Source organism: Alkalihalobacterium sp. TH-98 (assembly GCF_057473385.1).
Map to the genome: position 1 here is coordinate 130,733 of NZ_JBYCKM010000045.1, position 20,436 is coordinate 151,168.

A 20,436-nucleotide genomic window follows, 5' to 3' on the forward strand; every position below is an offset into this window, starting at 1 on the left:
CGTTCAACCTCTTTTCTGTATAATCCCTTACTTTATATTCTTACACGTAAATCCTTGTTGTTTCAGCATTTCTGCAATGTTGTCATAGTAGGGCTTACTATAAAAAGAAGCTACTCGTGTAGACCAATTAGAAGTCATCTGACCATTGGTTCGTTCTCTCGTATATTGTTCCAATTGTTGATCATATGTATCTAAAATGCCTTTAAGATTTGGATTATACGTTTCCTCATGATATACTGCTTCTTTTGGAAAACGTGGCTTTTGATCAGGATCTTCTGCAGCATAGCCGATGCATAAACCTGAAATCGGTATGACGTACTTCGGAAGATTTAATAATTTAATAACTTCTATGGAATGACGACGAACCCCACCGATTGGAACACAGCCTAATCCGAGTGATTCAGCAGCAGCGATAGCATTCCCCATCGCTAGACCAACATCTGTTGCTCCAACTAATAATGAGTCTACTTCTTCTTCAATTGCAAATGATGTTCCTTCTTTTTCAGCCGCTAGAGAAGCACGATAAAAATCAGCACAAAAAATAAAAAAGACAGGAGCCTCATCTACATATTTTTGATTACCAACGAGTTCGGTCAATTTCTTTTTTGTTTGGTCCTCTTTAACAGAGACGATCGAGACTTGCTGGCCGTTAATCCATGAGGGAGCGGCTTGAGCAGCTTCAACAATCGTTACTAAGTGATCTTCACTTACAGATTCATTCGTATAACTACGGATCGATCTATGATTTTTTAGGGTTTCAATAACTTGATTCACTTTTTGTTTCCCTCCATTCTATTTTGCAATAAGCATATGACTTTTAAGGTGGAAAATCAATGATCGCAACTTAGAGGAATTAGGCGGATTGTTTTACTCTCCGTTTTTCGAGCCATTTAGTTAAAGATATGTTCTGGACAATGATTACTGAAAAAATGACGAAGATAACTCCAATATACTGCCATAATGATAAGATTTCATTGTAAAATAACATCCCGATAAATGCAGCGACAACAGGCTCTAGTGTGGCGATAATTGAGGCTTTTCCTGCTTCAACTTGCTTAAGCCCTTTCGTGTAAAATATGAAAGCTAACACGGTTGGAAATAAACCTAAGCTACCCGCGTAAATCCAAAGCTTTACATCGTTCAATTGACCAATCCAAGTCCACACTTGACTTATAGGTAATGTGAATAAGGTTGCGAATAAGAAGGTGTAAATGGTCACCGTCATAGGATGATACTTTCTCAGGGCGAACTTTCCAAAGATGCTGTACAAGCCGTAAAATAAACCGGAACCAAGACCTGCAATGATACCTACAGTTGTCATTGCCATTGAACCATTTGGAAGGAGCTCAACAACAAGAATACATCCAAAAAGAGTCAAGATTAAAGAAAGGATTTTTCTTGCAGTAAGCAGTTCTTTGAATAAAAAACGAGACAAAATCAGGACAAAAGCAGGTGCGGTGTAAAGTAAAATGGCGGCAACGGAAATGGATGTTTCTTGAATGGCGACAAAGAAGCACCAATTAAAAAAAACGATACTAATAATTCCTGTACCAATAAAAAGAGGACTGTCTTTCAATTCGACTCGAAGCCATTGACGATTGACGAAAAGAGAATAGATTAGTAGAAAACTAACCGCACAACTGACACGTAGTGTTACAACTTGGAGTGGTGTTAATCCGAGGCTATAAAGTTCTTGAACGAATAATCCAATCGTACCCCATAGAGCTGCCCCTGCAGCAATTGCTAAGTAGGCCCAGCGTATCAAAATTTTCCCTCTCCTTTATTTAGAAAAAAACGCCTTAAGATAAGGCGCCTTGTTCTAGTTTGTTTAGTTCACAAGTGTAATGAGTAGTTTTCAGTTCTTTTGGGTTAAAGTAGGCGATAATTAACTGTTTGTTTTCGATCACTTCTTTTGTTTGTAAATAGTGGTCGAGATCAAAAGCAATCACTTCAATCATTGTATGCTTATGAAGATCCTTTTCTGCCAAACTTAACGTACTAAATTGTTCAGAAACGGTATCTGGTACGGTTGCAATCGACTTTAAATAATGAGATTGTTGTTCTTTAGTTAGCGAGAAATTCCACCACGTTGTTCTCGGTTTATGTTTATGACGTACAAAATAATCATAAACCATTAAACCGTGAATGACCTCAAGATTTTTTGTCTCTCTTGCCTGTAAAAATTCATATAAACGGCGGAATAAATCTTCAAGCTGATGACCAATCTTAGACCAGCCTTGCTTGTCCCAATAATCACCAAATTGTTGGAAGAAGTCAAAAGCATTTTCAAATTCTTCAGTAACAAGATATTCGATCGTTTCATCCATGCGATGGTCATTCCAATATTTTTCTAATACATCTTCCACTCGCTTAATACGAACGATGTCACTGAAAGGAAGTATTTTGTTTCCTAGTATTTCATATGGTGCATGATCCATATATACATAGTTATGATCTTCTGCTCTCAGACGTAATCCTGTTCCTCGTAACATTTTTAAGAAACCTAGTTGAAGTTCTTCAGGACGCAGGGCAAACACATCATTAAATGTCTTTTTAAAAGAGTCATAATTTTCATCAGGTAATCCAGCAATTAAATCAAGGTGTTGATCAATTTTTCCACCTTCTTTGACGAGGGTTACCGTTCTGGAGAGTTTTTCAAAATTTTGCTTTCGTTTAACGAGTTCATTCGTTGCGTCATTTGTTGATTGAACACCAATTTCAAATCGGAAAATACCAGCCGGAGCGTTCTCGTTTAAAAACTCGAGAACTTCTGGACGCATAATATCAGCAGTTATTTCAAACTGAAACACACATCCTTCATGGTTATCGATAAGAAACTGAAAAATCTCAAGGGCATAATCTCGCTTAATATTAAAGGTTCGATCCACAAACTTAATTAATTTCGCACCACTTTTAATTAAGAACAGTAAATCAGATTTGACTCTTTCAATATCAAAATAACGAACGCCTACTTCAATAGAAGATAAACAAAATTGACAACTGAAAGGACAGCCGCGACTCGTCTCAAAATAGGTTACTCGTTTTGCAAGAGCAGGTAAATCTTCTTGAAAACGGTACGGGGAAGGAATTGCATTTAAGTCCAGCTTTGCACTTGGCGGGTTAACAATCTCTTTACCGTCTTTACGATACGCAAGGCCAAACACCATATGAAATTTCTCTTCACCATTTAGTTCATCTAAAAGAAGTTTAAACGTTTCTTCCCCTTCGCCAACTACGATAAAGTCAGCATGCGGAATTCGCTCAAGCCAATAAGCTGTATCATAGGAAACTTCAGGACCACCCAGGACGACCTTAACGTCTGGCATAATTTTTTTAAGCATCTCAACGACTTTAATGGTTTCTTCGATATTCCAAATATAGCAGCTAAAACCGATCACATCAGGTTTTCTTTGATAAAGATCTGTAACGATATTCATGACAGGATCTTTTATTGTAAATTCAACCATTTCAACCGGATATTCAGGTTCAGCATAAGCTTTCAGACAGCGAAGTGCTAGACATGTGTGGATATACTTCGCGTTTAATGTTGTAAGAACGACTTTCATTTCTTTTACCTCTATTCTATATATCAAATAATATGGAAGAGCATCGTGCACTCAAGTTTTAGCATGTGATAATAACAAAATCCACTAGTAATGGAAAAAATATAACTCTCATGCTCATTGTTTTACTTATGAGGAGTATTTTATACGTTAAGTATGATACCATATTTTCTATGGATAATTATATAGATAGGATTTGATATTATGGTGTTTTTATTTCCATCTTGGGTTTTCATAGTTCTCGGGGTTTTTCTAGTAGCCATCATTTGTGGTCTTTTTTCTTTTTTTGTATCGAAATGGTTGAAAAAGAAAGAGGTAAAAGATAAAAGATTTGAGAATATCGCTGCCTTTGTAATTGTTATTATTGTTATCGCAAGTGCTTGGTTTGTTAAAGAAAATATGTTTGTAACAGCGTATGAAGGCAGTATTATTGTAACGGAAGAAAAAGAAGTAGAAGTAAATTACTCCAGTGCAGAATTTCTGACGTTGAGTGATTTTGTCATCATTGACTATCTTTTCACTCAAATGAACTACGGGGAAGAATTTCAAATAAGTAATCAGGAAGACGGAAATGTACGTGTCACTGTAGAAATAAATGATTACAAGCCACTTTTGCAATATATGAAGAAATACGAGGATGAAGGTTCTCAAAGTTTTGCGCAGCACTATTTCCCGTTCGATCTTTATTTTGAGCGTGAACATGGCGGTATCATCAGCGACATCATCCATCAACAAGACCAAAAAAATTCGTGTGAACAACTATTACCTAGGTTAGAACAAGAATTAGAAAAAATAGAAGAACATTATTTTGAATATGAAGTAGCATGCACGAAAGAACGAGGGTGACATTAGTCAGCTTCGTTTTTTTATTATAAGGAGAATATTAATCTGCGGGGATAGGCGTGCGTTAAAGAAAAAATTAGGAGGAAGCGTGAACGAAAAGCAATGATTAGTGAGCGGTGGAGGAAAAAACTAGGAGAAAACGTGAACGAAAAGCCGTGGATCGTGAGCAGTAGAGGGAAACATTAGGAGGAAGCGTGAACGAAAAGCGTGGAATAGTGAGCGGAAGAGGGAAGAATTAGGAGAAAACGTGAACGAAAAGCAATGATTAGTGAGCGGTGGAGGAAAAAACTAGGAGGGAGCGTGAACGAAAAGCAGTGAATAGTGAGCGGTGGAGGGAAAAATTAGGAGGAAGCGTGAACGAAAAGCAATGATTAGTGAGCGGAAGAGGGAAAAATTAGGAGGAAGCGTGAACGAAAGGCGCGGAATCGTGAGCAGTAGAGGGAAAAATTAGGAGAAAACGTGAACGAAAAGCGTGGAATAGTGAGCGGAAGAGGGAAAAAATAGGAGAAAGTGTCAACCAAAAACCCGAATAGTGAGCGTTAGAGAAAAAACTAGGAGAAAGCACCAACCAAAGGCCCGATTGGTGCACGAATAAGGTAGAGTTTTGACTTGTGAGACAGATGTCACCCTAGCTCGGCAACACACGAATTTAATTATGGATTAGTTTTAGCGTACTTAAGATATATAAATATTAGCGAATGAACAAGTAGTAAATGAGAAAAGGCATAATACTGACAATAAGCATTAGCCGAAAAAGGTGCAGGGTGACAACAGTTGGGACTGAAACGGGATATTTCTCAGCAAGGACAATCATTTCAGTCATTCCAGCAGGAGCGGAACTACATACCGCAGTTAATGTATCAAATTTAAGAAACTTTTTTAGGAATAGTGCTAATAATAAAGCCCCACTTATCTGCAATAAAGGTAGCAGAAGAGCGGGCAACCAAATGGTAGATAGAATTGAAAACGTTTCTTGACTAAAGGTAAGTCCGATACTTCCACCTAATAGCATTTGAATAATTCGTTTTGCCTGCTTCGGTAATGGTGGCAGCTTAGTTGTTTTGATTTGTACGATCGCAATCATTAATAAGGAACCTAATAAGGGACCTAAAGGAAACGACGTCATGTAACCAAGCCAGCCACCTATTAAAGCTAGCATACTAGTGATGACCCAACGTTTCATAAGGCGATCCTCCTTTTTGCATTTCTTTGCGATACAGGTAATCGAGTAATATTGGAAAAATCGTCATAACACTCAGAACTCTAATGAGATGAAGCATAATTACAACTGGAGCATGTAACGAGAGTGTTTTAGCGATCGTTGCCATCTCTATCATTCCACCTGGTGCAGCCGATAATATAGAAACACTATGTTCAAAAGGTGAAATTGTCGCAATAAGTACCCCACTACCGATAGTTATAAGAAAGACACTAAATGTAACAGCTACTAGACTAGTCGCTAATTGACGTAACTGATCTACAGATAGTTTCATAAATGTTAGTCCCACCATTAATCCAAGCATTACTTGAAGAACAAAAGCCATGGGAATGGTTGTTTCTAAGGTTAATAACTGAAACGTTTTAGCTAATCCTACAGTAAACATCGCACCTATTATCGTACCGACAGGAAGCCTTAATTTTTGTCCGATTGTTCCACCGATAATTGATAAAGCAATAAAAAGTATAAATTGCAATACATCCATTCTTAATCGTCCCTTTTAACCGTGTTATCTTTTCCTACTGTATTGAAATGAAAAGTGATTTGCAAGAACAATTTGAACTTATCTGGATTAAGGGTTTTGGAAAGCCGTTAAAAGATTACAGGTTCATAATGAATAGAGTTAAACAAAGCTATTCTGAAAAACAGTATAAACAATAGATATATAAAATATTCATAGATAAAATAGAGAAAAAATCCTGTTTGTTCGATCTTTTAATACGTATTTGCACAAACGCTTTAAACCGATAAAAAAAGTTGTTTACAATTCATTGATAAATATACTATGATAATACATAACTATTAGAAAATTATAAAAATTATAGGGGGAAACAAGATGAAAAAGTGGATGAAATTAGTCGGGACTGCGGCTGTCGGTCTAATGGCGCTAACTGCATGTGGTGGTCAGCAAAGTAGTGCACCAGCTGAACCAGAGGAAAATAATGCTGGAGAAGAAGCACCAGCAGAAGAAGAAATTACGTTTAAAATTGGGGCAACTCAAATCGTTGAGCATCCATCACTAGATGCGGCCTACGAAGGCTTCCAAAAAGCGCTAGAAGATGCTGGACTTTCCGTATCCTATGATTTCCAAAGTGCACAAGGAGATCAAAATAATGTGCATACAATTGCAAATAACTTTGTTGCGAATAATGTAGATTTAATTTTTACGAACTCTACAGTAAGTACATTAGGTGCATTAAATGCCACTAACGAAATTCCAATTGTCTTTGCTTCGGTTTCAGACCCAGTTGCAGCGGGACTTGTAACTGCATTAGACGAGCCTGGTGAAAACATTACAGGTGTTATCGATTTACATCCTGAATTTACAGAAAAAACTGTACAATTCATTGAAGAACACTTTGAAGGGGCAACAGTAGGTATCATTATTGACTCAGGTGAGCAAAACTCTATTTCTCAATTAGAAGCGGTAAAAGCAGCTATGGAAGGTACTAGCCTTACTCTAGTAGAGCGAAGTGTTGACTCTTCAGCAGTAGTAGCTGAGGCAGCTCGTTCATTAGCTGATCGCGTAGATGTTTTCCTAATGACGACAGATAACACAGTCGTTCAAGGTCTTGGTGCTTTAGTTGGCGTAGCGAATGACTATGATATCCCGTTAATTGTAGGTGATCCAGAGTCATTAGAAGGCGGTGGATTTGCAACTTATGGAGTTGATTTCTTCTCAATTGGTTACCGTGCAGGTGAAATGGCTGTACAAATTCTAAAAGGGGAAAAAGTACCTTCTGAAATTAACGTAGAAATTCCACCAGAACTTACACTACTTATCAACAAACAAGCTGCAGAAGAACAAGGTCTTGAGTGGAACGATCAATGGGATGAAATTGCTGAAGTAATTAATAATTAATAAAAAAATAGAAATAGTGTGTGTTCAAAAAGGAGGACAAAAAGATCCGAGAAGTTCGAGGAAGCGTAGTCTCCGAGCACTGGAGCGTATGGTGTTAATACGTGAAGAGCGGAAGAGTAAGCTGACGAAGTAATTCGACAGAAATTTTTCCCGGACTTTTTGAACAACCTCTTATAAGGGCGGGACTGGCTCAAGACGTAATCTGCTATAGGATTAGCTTGAGTCAGTCACGTTACTAGAGAAGATATTATAGTTAGAGAGGAAGAGGTCACCATGTTTATCTCAATTTTTGGCTCAATTGAATCTGGAATCATTTATGCACTTATGGCACTAGGGGTCTACCTCACCTTTCGCATCCTTGATTTCCCTGACCTGACTGTAGACGGGAGCTTTGTGACAGGAGCAGCAGTTGCTGCGATGATGATTATCAATGGATATTCTCCGATCATCGCAACAGTAGTCGCTGTTATTGCTGGTTTTATTGCTGGTTGTGTCACAGGGATTCTTCATACCAAAGGTAAAATTAATCCGTTGCTGTCGGGTATTTTAATGATGATCGCTCTTTATTCCATTAATTTAAGAATTATGGGGCGACCGAATTTACCATTGTTAAATGAAACGACACTTGTCAAACAGCTAACTGCATTTTGGCAAAATCTCGGATTTGACCAGTTTTTTAATGGCATTATAACGTTTTTAGGCGTACCACAGCTTCCACGTACATGGGCAGTTGTATTCTTTGCCCTTATCGTTACATTAACAGTAAAAGTTTTATTGGACCTATTCTTAAAGACGGAAGTTGGTTTAGCACTTAGAGCAACAGGTGATAACAAACGAATGATTCGTAGTTTCTCAGCCAATACCGACTATTTAATCATTTTAGGTTTAGGTATTTCAAATGGTCTAGTTGCTTTATCTGGGGCTTTAATCGCCCAATATGGCGGCTTTGCCGATGTTGGAATGGGTATCGGGATGATTATTATAGGACTTGCATCCGTAATTATAGGTGAGGCTTTATTCGGAACGAAGACGATTGCTCGGACAACGTTAGCGGTCATAGGTGGAGCCATCATCTATCGAATCGTATTAACACTAGCATTAAGAGTCGAGTTCTTAGAGACAGGAGATATGAAATTAATTACGGCCGTTATTGTAGTTGCGGCACTTGTTACCCCGAAAATACTTGCTGCTCGAAAAGAAAAACGGCGACGCATAAAGAAGCGAGCCGAACTTTCACAGATAGGGGGGAATGGAAATGTTGCATCTTAATAACATTAGCATTACCTTTAACGAAGGTACGCTGGATGAAAAAAAAGCTTTACAAAATATTAATCTAGAGTTAAATTCAGGAGACTTTATTACGGTTATCGGCAGTAATGGAGCTGGAAAGTCAACTTTAATGAATACGATTTCTGGAACACTATCCCCAGATGTTGGTGACGTTGTTATTGACGGTAAAGCTGTTACACATTTACCTGAATACAAACGATCTACATTAATTGGCCGTGTCTTCCAAGACCCTATGGCAGGAACGGCGCCGACGATGACCATACAAGAAAATTTAGCAATGGCCTATTCACGTAATAAAAAAAGAACGCTTCGATTTGGTGTAACGAAAAAAAGAAAAGACATGTTTCGGGAGTATTTAGCAACTTTAAATTTAGGTTTAGAAGATCGCCTTACAGCAAAAGTAGGATTGTTATCAGGTGGAGAGCGCCAAGCATTGTCTCTTTTAATGGCTACTTTTACAGAACCGAAAATCCTCTTGTTAGATGAACACACCGCTGCGCTTGATCCTTCAAGAGCTGAACTTATTACCCGTCTGACAGGGGAGATTGTTCGTAATTTTAATCTAACTACTTTAATGGTAACCCATAATATGCAACAAGCGTTAGACTTAGGGAATCGACTCATTATGATGGATAAAGGGCAAATTATCTTTGATGTGCAAGGAAAAGATAAACAAAATCTAACGATTGAAAAGCTGTTAAATGAGTTCCAACGTATCCGTGGAGAGCAAATGGCTAGCGATAGAGCTGTCCTCGGATAGGTGATTGATTAATTTATAAATATTAATATTGTTTTTCATGCTTGGGGGGCGCAGACACTTTGGAGTCGGCTCCCTTTTCATCTATAATTATTAAACTACAGGCTTAGCCTGGGGGTTTCAGGTATAACATATAGATAAGGTAGGTGTATATTGTGAGATTTGCTACATTCGAATATAAAGGACAACAAATGATAGGCATGTTAAATGAGGATCAAACGAAAGTTATTGATCTTGTAAAAGTTTTAAATGAAAAAGGAAGTACTGAAAACATTCCAAGTTCTCTACTAGAAACAATTGACCTAGGAGAATCTTTTATCGATGAAGTTACATCTAGTATTGAGTGGCTTGAAGAAAGAAATATCGAAAATTACTCGTTTTTTCTAAAAGATCCTGAACTAAGGTTATTAGCACCCATTCCTAGACCGAGAAAAAATATATTTTGCGTAGGTAAAAATTATGCAGCACATGCGATCGAAATGGGAAGCGCTGCTGATATCCCTGAACATTTATTAATGTTTACGAAAGCGCCAACTACTGTGATTGGAACAGAAGGAACCGTCTCCAATCATTCACATTTAACGAGTCAATTAGATTATGAAGGTGAAATTGCCGTTATCATCGGAAAAAAAGGTACGGCAATTAAGGAAGATGAAGCGTATGATTACATATTTGGTTATACACTTCTTAACGATATTACTGCAAGAGACCTTCAAAAGAAACATAAACAATTCTTTCTTGGAAAAAGTTTAGATACGACTTGTCCTATGGGTCCATGGATCACTCACACGAGTCTAGTAAAGGACAGTGTGTTAAAAATAGAAACGAAAGTAAATGGAGAATTGAGACAAAAAGGAAGTATTGACCAGATGATATTCTCTATTCCGACAATTCTTTCGGTTATTTCCCAAGGAATGACGTTAGAGCCTGGTGATATTATTGCAACTGGAACACCATCAGGGGTAGGAAGTGGATTTAATCCACCCAAATATTTGAAGTCTGGTGATCAAATAGAAATTCGTGTGGATGAATTAGGTGTCTTAACAAATACAATTCAATGACTGTAAAAAAGGCTAAGTCCAGCTAGTCAAACTCCAACGCTTTTGTAATTGATTTTTCAAAAGAGGGAAGGGAGCTCACTAAGGATTTAGCCTATTTGAATGATATCGTTATAGGGAAGTCCCAAAGTTGATCTTGGAGACGATGTCTTTTTATTTTTAATGTAAATGGGTCGGGAATTTCCATGGCAAATTCATAATTGGCAATTAGAGAATAATTGAATTTACCTACTTCTGTAGAAGTGAAAACAGGGTAGACTTCTTCACCTGAATGAATCATAGTCGTTTCCATACCTTGAATTTGATGCACATCTTCAATATAGAGAGTTAATTTCTTGCCTTCCGTTTGAACTTTAGCTATGTTTAAATCATTTAGCATGTTTTGTTCACTGTTAGGATTTAAATTTTCAAACAGGACAGACTGTCGGTAATAAAGAGGTTTGGCATAAAATATTACTGACAATTCCTTACTATCTTTGTCTAATTCGGGTTGAAAGTATTGGTTAAAATAAACTTTATTTTCAGGAAGAGGTTCCCCATTATCGTCGGTCGAGATAACTTCTGTTTTAATACTTTCATATTCATTTCCTAAGTCATCCATAAGGACTCTTTGTAAGGCAAATGAGAAATGACTTTCATCAATTGGATACGAACCAATCGGTATTACTTCAAAAGATAGATAGAACCCATGTTCATCATTTAAAAGGGAACTCGAATGGCCGGCATATGTGACTGAGAGATGTTGATTTTCGAAATATGAAGGAGAGGCCGTTGATTTAGATGCATTCGTTTGATTACCTAAGTTACAACCGCTTAGGATGAATATCAAAATAAATAGAAAAGAGTAGAACCGAAGTTTCATGTTACACCTCTCAAAATAAAGATAGTTCTATTCTATCATTTTCTTCTTTTGTCGAATAGTAAATAAATAATAGAAAAAGTAAAAAAGGCTGACAGTTTTTGTCAGCCTTTTTTACTTACTTAACGAGTTCTTTACCTTTTTTTGCTTGTGGTACATCAGGTAGTTCATTAACAGAGACAACTTTATCAGTTCTCTTTGTTGGTTTGGTCCAGTACTGCTCGTTTCCTGGAAGATCATCAAACCAAGCAGCATCCTTAGGACAGTCAAGGACCATAAATTTACCGTACTCATTATCACGTGATTGATGATATTTTAAGTAGGCTTTTCCATTTTCAATTGCTAGTATTTCAATTTTACCTGAAGTATGACTCATTGATAAGCGCACTCGTTTACCTAAACCAGATGTACGAGCTTTTGCACCTTCAACGATATTATATACTTCCTCCAGTGATAATACGAAATCTTTGTTTCCAGCAACCGGGCGGTTTACAAAGAAGTAGTATGGTGTTACACCAGCCCAAGATAGTTTATCTAGTAATTCACCTAAAACGACTGGGTCATCGTTAATTCCTCTTAATACTGGAGTTTGGTTAACCACAATGGCACCAGCATCATGAAGAGCTTGGAAGCCTTTTCTCGCTTCATCCGTAATTTCTACTGGGTGGTTAATATGTGCCATAATGTAAATTCGTTTTTCTGGTGTTGAGAATTCGCGAATTAAATTTAGTAATTCTTCGTCTTCATAAATACGCATTGGGTTAAATACTGGTAATTTAGAACCGATGCGGATAATTTTTACGTGATCGATTGCACGTAGTTTTTCAAGAATATAACGAAGTTTTTTCGTTGCAAGAATTAATGGGTCTCCACCAGTAAGTAGAACATTATTAATCTCGGGTGTATTCGCAATGTATTCTAACCCTGGATCTACATCAGACATCGCTTCTTTAACATCGTTACGGAATAAACGTTTACGGAAACAATATCGGCAATACGCTCCGCAAACCTCGGAACAGATAAGGAGTGCTGTTGTTTTATACTTATGCTGACACCCAGGAACTGCATAGTTGGTGTCTTCATCGGAAGCATCCCAGCGCCCATACTCATCTAATTCATTTTCGTTCGGTATGACCAACTTCCGTATAGGATCGTTCGGATTATTCCAATCAATTAAATTTAAATAGTACTCATTAACTCTGAAAACAAACTTATCAGTAATCTGTTTTAGTTTTTCTCTTTCCTCTTTTGGGATTTGCTCAAGTTTGTCAATGTTCATAATGTACTTCGGCTGAGCCACAACTATCAACCTCCAATATTCATATTCTAGCAATATTATAGCAAGGGTAGTAGAAATACGTCAAAAAAGAAAGAAATAATTAGAAATGTAAATGAAATGAAGGATTTAATTCAAATAGTATAAAGATAATGTTTTTAACGATAGTTGACATTCATTGAAATTAATAAATGAAAGTGAATTTTCAGTTGAAGGGTGGAATGAGGTAGTGGCAGATTGTGTGGGGTACAAAGTAAAATAGGCTGAATTTCAGGCCCAATTGTAATCGGATTGTTCATTTTTGAATTATTCACTTCATAATATATAGAAATGAATAAAATAATTCATATTCTTTTGAAGAAGTACAAAATTATGAAATGCATCCTTCATTTTTTAAAAAACGTGAAGCGAAAAAATAATTTGGGGGAAATTATCTTGGCTATTAGAAGAGTGGATCAACATCCGATTGTTGAACTGTCAAAGATGACCAAAAAGTCTTATGAGTTTTTTGAGCAGTCCAAAGACGTAATGCCAGGGGGGGTGACTGCTAACATCAAGTACTTCGCTCCTTATCCAATCGTGATGGAAAAGGCAAATGGTGCATATGTTACTGATTTAGACGGGAATGTATATATCGACTATTTACTATCTTACGGGGCACTGATGCTCGGACATGGGGACACAAGAATTAAAGAAGCTGTAATTGAACAATTAGATACAGATGGAACCAATCTGTTTGGAACTCCACATAGTCTTGAAATAAAGATGGGAATGAAAATAAAAGAACATTACCCAAGTATTGATTTATTGCGTTATACCAATTCAGGTACTGAAGCTACACAACTCGCCTTACGACTTGCGGCAGCTTATACAGGAAAGAGTAAAATAGCTAAATTTGAAGGGCACTACCATGGTGGTTATGATCAAGTTTTGTTAAGTGTAAATCCTTCTCTAAAAGATGCGGGAGACGCTATGAAACCAAAGGCAGTTATGGAGTCAAAAGGGATGGATCCCTTTCATCAAACAAATACGATCATTCTTCCATTTAATGATTTTAAAGCATGCGAAAAGATTTTAAGGGCAAATAAGGATGAAATAGGAGCACTCGTTTTAGAACCTGCTCAAGGCGGATTTTTGTTAGCCGAAAAGGACTTTGTACATCAACTTAGAGATTTAACAAAACAATTAGGGATTGTATTCATATTTGATGAGGTTAAAACAGGTTACCGACTAGCACTTGGTGGTGCACAACAGTTGTTTAATGTAAAACCTGACTTAACTACATTAGGAAAAGTGGTCGGTGGGGGATACCCAATTGGTATTGTTGGCGGAAAGAAAGAAATTATGATGGAGAGCGCTCCAACCTTTGCAGCCGATGTTTTCGATACGAGCCAAAGTAAGAACTCTTCTGCTAAAGATGTTCTGTTCCATAGTGGAACCTATAATGGACATCCAACTATTTTAGCAGCAGGACTAAGAACCATTGAAATTTTAGAAAAAGAATTGGATCGTGTAATTTTGTTAACCGATGAATTAAAAATGCGGTTAGAGAAGTTATTCAAATCCTATAATATTCCAATGAAAGCGGTTGGCACGGGTTCAATATTTAGTGTACTATTGACTAAGGAAGATAAAATTCTAAATTATCGAGACCTTCAAAAAACCGATCTAACGACAAGAAAAGAGATCGATTTTTATTTATTAGCGGAAGGGATTTATACGAAACCATTAAATCGCTATAGTTTGTCAACTGCTCATACGATGAAGGAAGTAGAGATGACGATTTCTGCTTATGAAAAAGTATTGAAAAAGTTGTACGGGGGACCTCGGTACTCAAAGGGATGAGGTTTATGCTTCAGAGTGATGTATACCAGAGGATTGTAGATAATCTCGACAAAATGAGTAAATCTCAAAAAAAGATCGCAAATTACATTATTAATAATAACGAAACAGCACCTTTTTTAACGGCTTCTAAATTAGCTAAAAATGCTGGAGTGGGCGAAGCAACAGTCATTCGCTTTGCCGTTTTTATTAACTATAAAGGATATCCAGATTTTCAGCGACATTTACAAGACGCACTAAAAAGAAAATGGACATCAGCTGAAGTGTTTATGAAAACGACCGATGAAAAAGATGCACCTGAAAACTCTCTAAAAGAAGTGCTATCAGATGATATACAAAATCTTAAGAATACATTACATCAAATCAGTCCTGAAAATTTTGAGCAAGCAGTACAAGAAATTAAGAAGGCTAATCGAATTTATATTATTGCCTATCGAAGTGCAACGAGTTTAGGAATGTTTCTACAATTTTATTTGGATCTTATTTTACAAAATACAGAAATGATTAATCAATCTGATGGAATGAGTGAACATTTACTAGACATAAAAAAAGATGATTTAGTTATTGGTTTTGGCTTTTCTCGCTATACAAAGCGAACGGTTGAGGCACTAAAATATGTTAAGCAACGTGAGGCCAAAACGATTGTAATTACTGACCATCTGATGTCGCCACTTGTACCATATGGGGATATAACACTTATTACAGCAACAGAGATCAATTCATTTATTGACTCATTTTCCGCTCCATTCAGTGTTATAAGTGCATTGATTACTGCCGTCACACGTTCAGATCATGAAAAAGTTGAGAAACGTTTAAATCAACTTGAAGAGTTATGGGATAACTTCGATGTATTTTATGAGGAATAATGAAGAGGCTGCTAGAAAGTTCCTGTATGCTCGCATACACAGTACTTTTTAAACAGCCTCTTTTTCATGAAGAGATAAGAAAGTATAAAATTCGATGATGTCTAGCTTCAGGTACCATCGGCTCGAGGTCGCTTCGGTCCACCAAACGTGTCTAAAGGGCAAGACACTAATTTCTGGCCCTCCAGCGCTTGTCGACGATAAGCAGGCACCTTGCGCTTTTCTATCTCTAGCTTCAGCGCCCAGCGAGACTTCGCCCTCCTCCTTACGATAAGTCAACATCGGCTCACTAGCGATCACCGTGTTTCCTTTATCTCATACGGTGGCCTCCAGTCCGAACGTCGCTAAACAGGCACCTTGCGCTTTTCTTATTTATGATTGAGTGTTCGTAACTGTTGCTTTCTTACGAAGTGTTTGTATAACAGTAATTGCAGCGAGAAGTCCGATACCACCGAATGAAACCATTAAGTTCCCAGGGTAGATAAGCATAATTCCAGCAACAAATAGTGCAATTCTTTCAATTAGCTTTGGATTTGTAATATAGTAATTCATCATGCCGGCACTGATAGCCATCATCCCAACAAAAGCGGTCACTAATGGCGGTAGTAAAGTTGTAATTGTAGCATCCTGTAAGACAAGGACAGGATTATAAACAAAAGCATAAGGTATGATAAACGCCGCTATGGCTAGCTTTAAGGCGGTCACCCCTGACTTCATTGGATTCGCCCTGGCAATACCTGCTCCAGCATAGGCAGCTAGACAAACAGGAGGTGTAATATCAGCAACGATTCCGAAGTAAAAGACAAACATATGGGCAGCAATGTCAGGTACTCCAAACATGATTAGAGCAGGCGCAGCCATCGATGCCGTTACTACGTAGTTTGCAGTCGTTGGAAGGCCCATACCAAGTAAAATACATGCTAACATCGTAAAGAATAGTAGTAAGAAAAATGAACCACCAGCAAGGTCTAAAATTCCTCCAGCTATTTTACCCCCGAGTCCAGTCATTGTTACGATACCAACAACAATCCCCGCACTAGCACACGCTGCAATTACAGGAAGAGCGACGCGGGCACCTTGTTCTAATACGTAAAGTATTTTCCAGAAGCCAAGTCGAGTATCTTTGCGGAAAAAGCTGACAACAAATGCGGTTGCAATACCAGCAAGTCCGGCAAATGTCGGCGTATAGCCTGCTAATAAGATACCTATAATGGCGACTAGCGGTAATATCAGATCCAGCTTTTTTAATAATCCTTTAACAGGTGGAAGTTGTTCTTTTGGTAATCCTAAAATATTGTGTTTTTTGGCTTCAAAGTGAACACCCATCATAACACCAGAGAAATATAAAAGTGCCGGAATAATTGCAATAACAATAATTTGACTATATGGCGTACCTGTATATTCAGCCATAATAAATGCAGCCGCACCCATAATTGGCGGCATAATTTGCCCGCCTGTAGAAGCACTGGCTTCTGATGCTGCAGCAAATTCCGGTCTAAAACCAGCACGTTTCATCATCGGAATTGTAAATGAACCAGAGGCAACGGTATTCGCAACACTACTTCCAGTAACCATCCCTTGAAGTGCACTGGCCGATACTGCAGCTTTTCCTGTTCCACCTGTATACTTACCTGTTGCTCTAAAAGCTAAATCATTAAAGAATTTGCCAATTCCTGTATGAACAAGCATGACTCCGAAAAATAAGAATAAAAAGATAAACGTAGATGAAATTTGAATCGGTGTACCGAAAATAGCGCTTGAGCTAAAATACATTCTTACCGATAAAACAGACCAATCAAATCCTGCGTGCCCAAAATGAGGAATTCCCTGCCCCCATACACCATAAGCAAGTGCAGCTGAAGCAATAATGACAATTGGTAACCCAACTGCACGCCTGGTTGCTTCAAGGACTAATACAATCCCTAGCGTAGCAACGATAATGTCAATCGTTTCAAACCCAAAGACAATTGCACGAGTTGTTAAGCGCTCGTAGTTCCAAACGAGATAAAAGTTTACGTACAAGGAAAGTCCTGCAAGGACAATATCGTACCAAGCAACTCCAGGTCGTTGAATTAATGTTCGTTTTACAGGGTAAAGAAGAAAGATAAGAGCAAGACCGGCACCAACATGAATAGCTCCTTGTATCATCGAACGATAAGGACCGACGAAGGCAGTATATAAATGGAAGAACGTCATCGAAATGGCAATAACTGCTACAATCCATCCCCATTTGCCAAGAGCTTGCCTATAAGCTGATTCTTTATCATATTTAGCCAAAAGTTCTTGTTCTTTTTCTAGCTCTTTATTGTTATTTTCTGCCAAGGAAGTCACCACCTTATAAATAAATTTCTCGACGGAAGGGTAGGAACGTTTCCTGCCTTTTCGTCGAGAATTTCATGATATTGTCGAGTAAGAAAAATAAAGTGAAACTTTTCTTAGTAGTTTCCTCATTTTCAATAAGTATTAATAAGATTTAAAGCCAAGAAGGAGGATGACACCGTTTGATTTGTGTCATCCTCTTCTTGGATCTTTGTTATTAGTTTAACCCAGCTTCTTCAAAGTAACGCTGAGTACCTGGGTGAAGCGGTAAACCTTCAGCTCCATTTAATGCATTTTCTTTTGTTAAGTGTTGTCCTTGCGCGTGTGTAATGTCTCCAGCATTTTCAAATAATGCTTTTGTAATTTCATAACCTAATTCCTCGCTAATTTGCGAAGTTGAACCAACTAATACAGCATATGCTGTAACAGTTTGTACAGGCTCATTTAAGAACGGATAAGCATCAGCAGGGATTTCATATCCTAAGTAACCACTATCAGCTTCAATTTGAGCAAGTTGCTCATCATCGATTGAAAGAATTTTAACTTCTCGTTGAATAGCTAATTCCTCAACAGCAGAAGCAGGTAATCCTAAAAGACCGAATGATGCATCAATTTGTCCGTTTTGCAGACGATCTCTCGCATCCCCAAAACCTTCTTCAAATGAGTCATAGTCTCCATCTTCAATACCGTAAGCTGCAAGAATTGCTTTAGCTGCAGCTTGTGTACCACTACCAGGAGGTCCAATGGCAACACGTTTTCCTTCTAAGTCTGCAATTGAATTAATACCAGTTCCTTCAACTGTAATAATTTGCATTACTTCAGGATAGATGTGTCCCATGAAACCGAAGTTTTCAACAGTCATACCTTCAAATTCACCTTGGCCATTTAAAGCATCAAGTGCTGGAAGGTGAACCGTCATCCCAAGTTGGATTTCTCCTCGAGCGATACGAGCTAAGTTATCAACACTAGCCCCTGTCTCAATCGCACTTACATTAAATCCTTCAACATCAACATTAGCATTTAGTACTGTTGCGATTTCAGTACCAAGTGGATAGTATGTACCACCTGTACTACCTGTTCCTAGTTGTAAATCTGTTCTGAAGTCTTCAGTAACTTCTGGTGCATCTTCAGCTGCACCTTCGCCAGCACCTTCTCCACCTTCATCTGCTGCTCCACATGCTGCAAAAACTAGCATAGCTAACAGAGTTACAAATAGAAATAGCATTTTTCTCATTTGCATCATAGATAAGCCCCCTTTTATATTATTTAGCAAATCATTAATAATATATATATATGATTGGTGTTCTGTCAAATTTCTTTAGAATTACTAAATTTAAGCAATTTTTAGAAAATTATAGTTTATTGTTAAAAAATGCCTTGTTTCAGTACAATCCAGGTATTATATATACACTCCGTGTGATCCGGATCTAAAATATAAAAAGATACGGTAGAAATTATTCTACCGTATTTTAAAAGTCACTATTCGGTTAATTTCTCAATTTGGTTCGGATCCATAGCTTGAATAGGGACATTTGTATCAATATGACCAAATAACATATCTCTAATTTCGCCTTCGATTAATATTTGAGTTTCATTATAGCCAAATTGCTTCATTAGAAGTGCTACTTGCTGAAGTAACATTTCTTCAACACCTGAACCTATATTCGTCTCAAGAAACTCTTTTGAAAATGAAACGTGAGCCACCCCGTCAACTTCTTTCACATAATCCACTTTTACGTTAGATGGTATTAATGATATCAGGTCCTCGTTCGTTGGACCAACAATCCAAGCTTCTATCGTTTTAACAAAAACTTCGTCTTGTTTACTTTCAACTGTCGTTTCTACTCTATACATATCCATAACTTGAGTATCAGCAAAATATAATTCAACTGGATGAACTGTTTCTTCGGTTACTACTTCTGTAGTTTCCTCATCTTTTGTTTCCTGACCTTCTGTAACAGCTTCAATTGCTTCTTCAGTAGCTATTTCTTCTTGTTCAATTAGTTCTTCATTGTGATCTGAATCAATTCCACTGCCACTTTCTTCAGGCTGAACCGGACCTTCTCCTTGTCCACAAGCTGTTAAAACGAGTGCAGTAAGGATCGATACAAGCAATAATTGTAATGACTTTTTCATATAAATCCCCCTAATAGAAGTAGATAGAGTTAAAAAATTGTATACTACTTCTGATACATTGACTTTATTAGTAGATAAATAAAGTCAATTTTTCTCTATTTTACAGTAAAGGGGCTAAAATTCAATCCTTTTATTCGAACAAATCCAAAAGTTTTGGGGCACAGTATATTTTATGCTTTATGCAATTGATAAGTAGCGCAGGGCACAAGTGTTTAGAATTTACTAGTTTTGAAAAAGAGGAAATACGTATTGAACAAGAAACCAAAGAAACCCAAAAAAGATAACAATATAAGCAAAGTATTTAAAAAGTGGCGACAACCATACTAGCATTTTCTTTTTTCTCAATGTTTCTCTTTTGTACATCAACATTTTTATTCATCATTATCCCTCCACGCTCTTTTAAGGTTTACTATGCTTGTTATCCCATAAAAGTCAGTATAAAACAAATCTTAATACATATTGTAAAATGGTTTAAATTATTTTATAAAGAGAAATATAGTTGTGAGTTGTTAAAATCATCCGAATAAGTGATATAATGGAGGGTGTTAGC

The 20,436-nt window shown here is 37.3% G+C and carries 17 protein-coding genes; 7 read left to right on the forward strand and 10 right to left on the reverse strand.

Translation table 11 applies throughout. The features are described 5' to 3' along the window. Positions 1-27: 27 nt before the first annotated feature. The 3 genes from nfsA to AC2VNP_RS16280 form a co-directional block, all read right to left on the reverse strand. The gene (gene nfsA, locus AC2VNP_RS16270; protein ID WP_486918342.1) at positions 28-774 is read right to left on the reverse strand and encodes an oxygen-insensitive NADPH nitroreductase; all 747 of its coding nucleotides are present in this window, start codon (positions 772-774) and stop codon (positions 28-30) included. A 79-nt stretch (positions 775-853) separates the two neighbouring features. After that, the gene (locus AC2VNP_RS16275; RefSeq protein ID WP_486918343.1) at positions 854-1,765 is read right to left on the reverse strand and encodes a DMT family transporter; all 912 of its coding nucleotides are present in this window, start codon (positions 1,763-1,765) and stop codon (positions 854-856) included. Between the two features lie 34 nt (positions 1,766-1,799). After that, positions 1,800-3,566, reverse strand: a complete 1,767-nt coding sequence (locus tag AC2VNP_RS16280; RefSeq protein WP_486918344.1) for a B12-binding domain-containing radical SAM protein — start codon at positions 3,564-3,566, stop codon at positions 1,800-1,802. A gap of 297 nt (positions 3,567-3,863) precedes the next feature. Between AC2VNP_RS16280 and AC2VNP_RS16285 the strand changes: the two genes are divergently transcribed. Continuing rightward, entirely contained in the window at positions 3,864-4,409 is a 546-nt protein-coding gene (locus AC2VNP_RS16285) for a hypothetical protein (RefSeq protein WP_486918345.1), read from the forward strand. Positions 4,410-5,097: 688 nt separating this feature from the next. Here the strand turns inward: AC2VNP_RS16285 and AC2VNP_RS16290 are convergent. Beyond that, complete coding sequence (locus AC2VNP_RS16290; RefSeq protein ID WP_486918346.1) at positions 5,098-5,589, reverse strand: AbrB family transcriptional regulator; 492 nt, start codon at positions 5,587-5,589, stop codon at positions 5,098-5,100. Next, positions 5,567-6,109: an AbrB family transcriptional regulator gene (locus AC2VNP_RS16295; RefSeq protein WP_486918347.1), complete on the reverse strand. Its 543-nt coding sequence runs from the start codon at positions 6,107-6,109 to the stop codon at positions 5,567-5,569. Before AC2VNP_RS16295 ends, AC2VNP_RS16290 begins: the two co-directional genes overlap by 23 nt. A 351-nt stretch (positions 6,110-6,460) precedes the next feature. On the opposite strand from AC2VNP_RS16295, the gene AC2VNP_RS16300 reads away from it, so the two are divergent. The 4 genes from AC2VNP_RS16300 to AC2VNP_RS16315 all read left to right on the forward strand — a co-directional run bounded on the left by AC2VNP_RS16300 (position 6,461) and on the right by AC2VNP_RS16315 (position 10,594). Continuing rightward, positions 6,461-7,486 carry an ABC transporter substrate-binding protein gene (locus AC2VNP_RS16300; protein WP_486918348.1) on the forward strand — a complete coding sequence of 342 codons (1,026 nt, stop codon included), beginning with the start codon at positions 6,461-6,463 and terminating at the stop codon, positions 7,484-7,486. 273 nt (positions 7,487-7,759) lie between these two features. Then, a complete protein-coding gene (locus AC2VNP_RS16305) occupies positions 7,760-8,755 on the forward strand; it encodes an ABC transporter permease (RefSeq protein WP_486918349.1) in 996 nt (331 codons plus the stop codon). After that, positions 8,742-9,536 carry an ABC transporter ATP-binding protein gene (locus AC2VNP_RS16310; RefSeq protein ID WP_486918350.1) on the forward strand — a complete coding sequence of 265 codons (795 nt, stop codon included), beginning with the start codon at positions 8,742-8,744 and terminating at the stop codon, positions 9,534-9,536. Before AC2VNP_RS16305 ends, AC2VNP_RS16310 begins: the two co-directional genes overlap by 14 nt. A 152-nt stretch (positions 9,537-9,688) precedes the next feature. Next, the gene (locus AC2VNP_RS16315) at positions 9,689-10,594 is read left to right on the forward strand and encodes a fumarylacetoacetate hydrolase family protein (RefSeq protein WP_486918351.1); all 906 of its coding nucleotides are present in this window, start codon (positions 9,689-9,691) and stop codon (positions 10,592-10,594) included. 91 nt (positions 10,595-10,685) lie between these two features. On the opposite strand, the gene AC2VNP_RS16320 is transcribed toward AC2VNP_RS16315, so the two are convergent. Next, positions 10,686-11,453 carry a hypothetical protein gene (locus AC2VNP_RS16320; protein WP_486918352.1) on the reverse strand — a complete coding sequence of 256 codons (768 nt, stop codon included), beginning with the start codon at positions 11,451-11,453 and terminating at the stop codon, positions 10,686-10,688. 115 nt (positions 11,454-11,568) lie between these two features. Further along, positions 11,569-12,750, reverse strand: a complete 1,182-nt coding sequence (locus AC2VNP_RS16325) for a KamA family radical SAM protein (RefSeq protein WP_486918353.1) — start codon at positions 12,748-12,750, stop codon at positions 11,569-11,571. A 411-nt stretch (positions 12,751-13,161) separates the two neighbouring features. Here AC2VNP_RS16325 and AC2VNP_RS16330 point away from each other — a divergent pair, with 411 nt between their 5' ends. Together AC2VNP_RS16330 and AC2VNP_RS16335 are read left to right on the forward strand one after the other, a co-directional pair. After that, positions 13,162-14,571 carry an aspartate aminotransferase family protein gene (locus tag AC2VNP_RS16330; protein WP_486918354.1) on the forward strand — a complete coding sequence of 470 codons (1,410 nt, stop codon included), beginning with the start codon at positions 13,162-13,164 and terminating at the stop codon, positions 14,569-14,571. 5 nt (positions 14,572-14,576) lie between these two features. Further along, complete coding sequence (locus AC2VNP_RS16335; RefSeq protein WP_486918355.1) at positions 14,577-15,434, forward strand: MurR/RpiR family transcriptional regulator; 858 nt, start codon at positions 14,577-14,579, stop codon at positions 15,432-15,434. A 369-nt stretch (positions 15,435-15,803) separates the two neighbouring features. Here the strand turns inward: AC2VNP_RS16335 and AC2VNP_RS16340 are convergent, their stop codons facing one another. From AC2VNP_RS16340 to AC2VNP_RS16350, 3 genes are all read right to left on the reverse strand, one after another. After that, a complete protein-coding gene (locus AC2VNP_RS16340; RefSeq protein WP_486918356.1) occupies positions 15,804-17,753 on the reverse strand; it encodes a TRAP transporter permease in 1,950 nt (649 codons plus the stop codon). 214 nt (positions 17,754-17,967) lie between these two features. Further along, positions 17,968-18,990, reverse strand: a complete 1,023-nt coding sequence (locus AC2VNP_RS16345) for a TAXI family TRAP transporter solute-binding subunit (protein ID WP_486918873.1) — start codon at positions 18,988-18,990, stop codon at positions 17,968-17,970. Positions 18,991-19,229: 239 nt separating this feature from the next. Continuing rightward, the gene (locus tag AC2VNP_RS16350) at positions 19,230-19,886 is read right to left on the reverse strand and encodes a GerMN domain-containing protein (protein WP_486918357.1); all 657 of its coding nucleotides are present in this window, start codon (positions 19,884-19,886) and stop codon (positions 19,230-19,232) included. Between the last annotated feature and the right edge of the window lie 550 nt (positions 19,887-20,436).

What these genes read in the sequence shown, in the direction of transcription:
- AC2VNP_RS16280 (WP_486918344.1), bottom strand. Translation starts at nt 3,566, where the DNA reads ATGAAAGTCGTTCTTACAACATTAAACGCGAAGTATATCCACACATGT.
- AC2VNP_RS16290 (WP_486918346.1), bottom strand. Translation starts at nt 5,589, where the DNA reads ATGAAACGTTGGGTCATCACTAGTATGCTAGCTTTAATAGGTGGCTGG.
- AC2VNP_RS16295 (WP_486918347.1), bottom strand. Translation starts at nt 6,109, where the DNA reads ATGGATGTATTGCAATTTATACTTTTTATTGCTTTATCAATTATCGGT.
- AC2VNP_RS16300 (WP_486918348.1), top strand. Translation starts at nt 6,461, where the DNA reads ATGAAAAAGTGGATGAAATTAGTCGGGACTGCGGCTGTCGGTCTAATG.
- AC2VNP_RS16305 (WP_486918349.1), top strand. Translation starts at nt 7,760, where the DNA reads ATGTTTATCTCAATTTTTGGCTCAATTGAATCTGGAATCATTTATGCA.
- AC2VNP_RS16310 (WP_486918350.1), top strand. Translation starts at nt 8,742, where the DNA reads ATGTTGCATCTTAATAACATTAGCATTACCTTTAACGAAGGTACGCTG.
- AC2VNP_RS16320 (WP_486918352.1), bottom strand. Translation starts at nt 11,453, where the DNA reads ATGAAACTTCGGTTCTACTCTTTTCTATTTATTTTGATATTCATCCTA.
- AC2VNP_RS16335 (WP_486918355.1), top strand. Translation starts at nt 14,577, where the DNA reads ATGCTTCAGAGTGATGTATACCAGAGGATTGTAGATAATCTCGACAAA.
- AC2VNP_RS16345 (WP_486918873.1), bottom strand. Translation starts at nt 18,990, where the DNA reads ATGCAAATGAGAAAAATGCTATTTCTATTTGTAACTCTGTTAGCTATG.
- AC2VNP_RS16350 (WP_486918357.1), bottom strand. Translation starts at nt 19,886, where the DNA reads ATGAAAAAGTCATTACAATTATTGCTTGTATCGATCCTTACTGCACTC.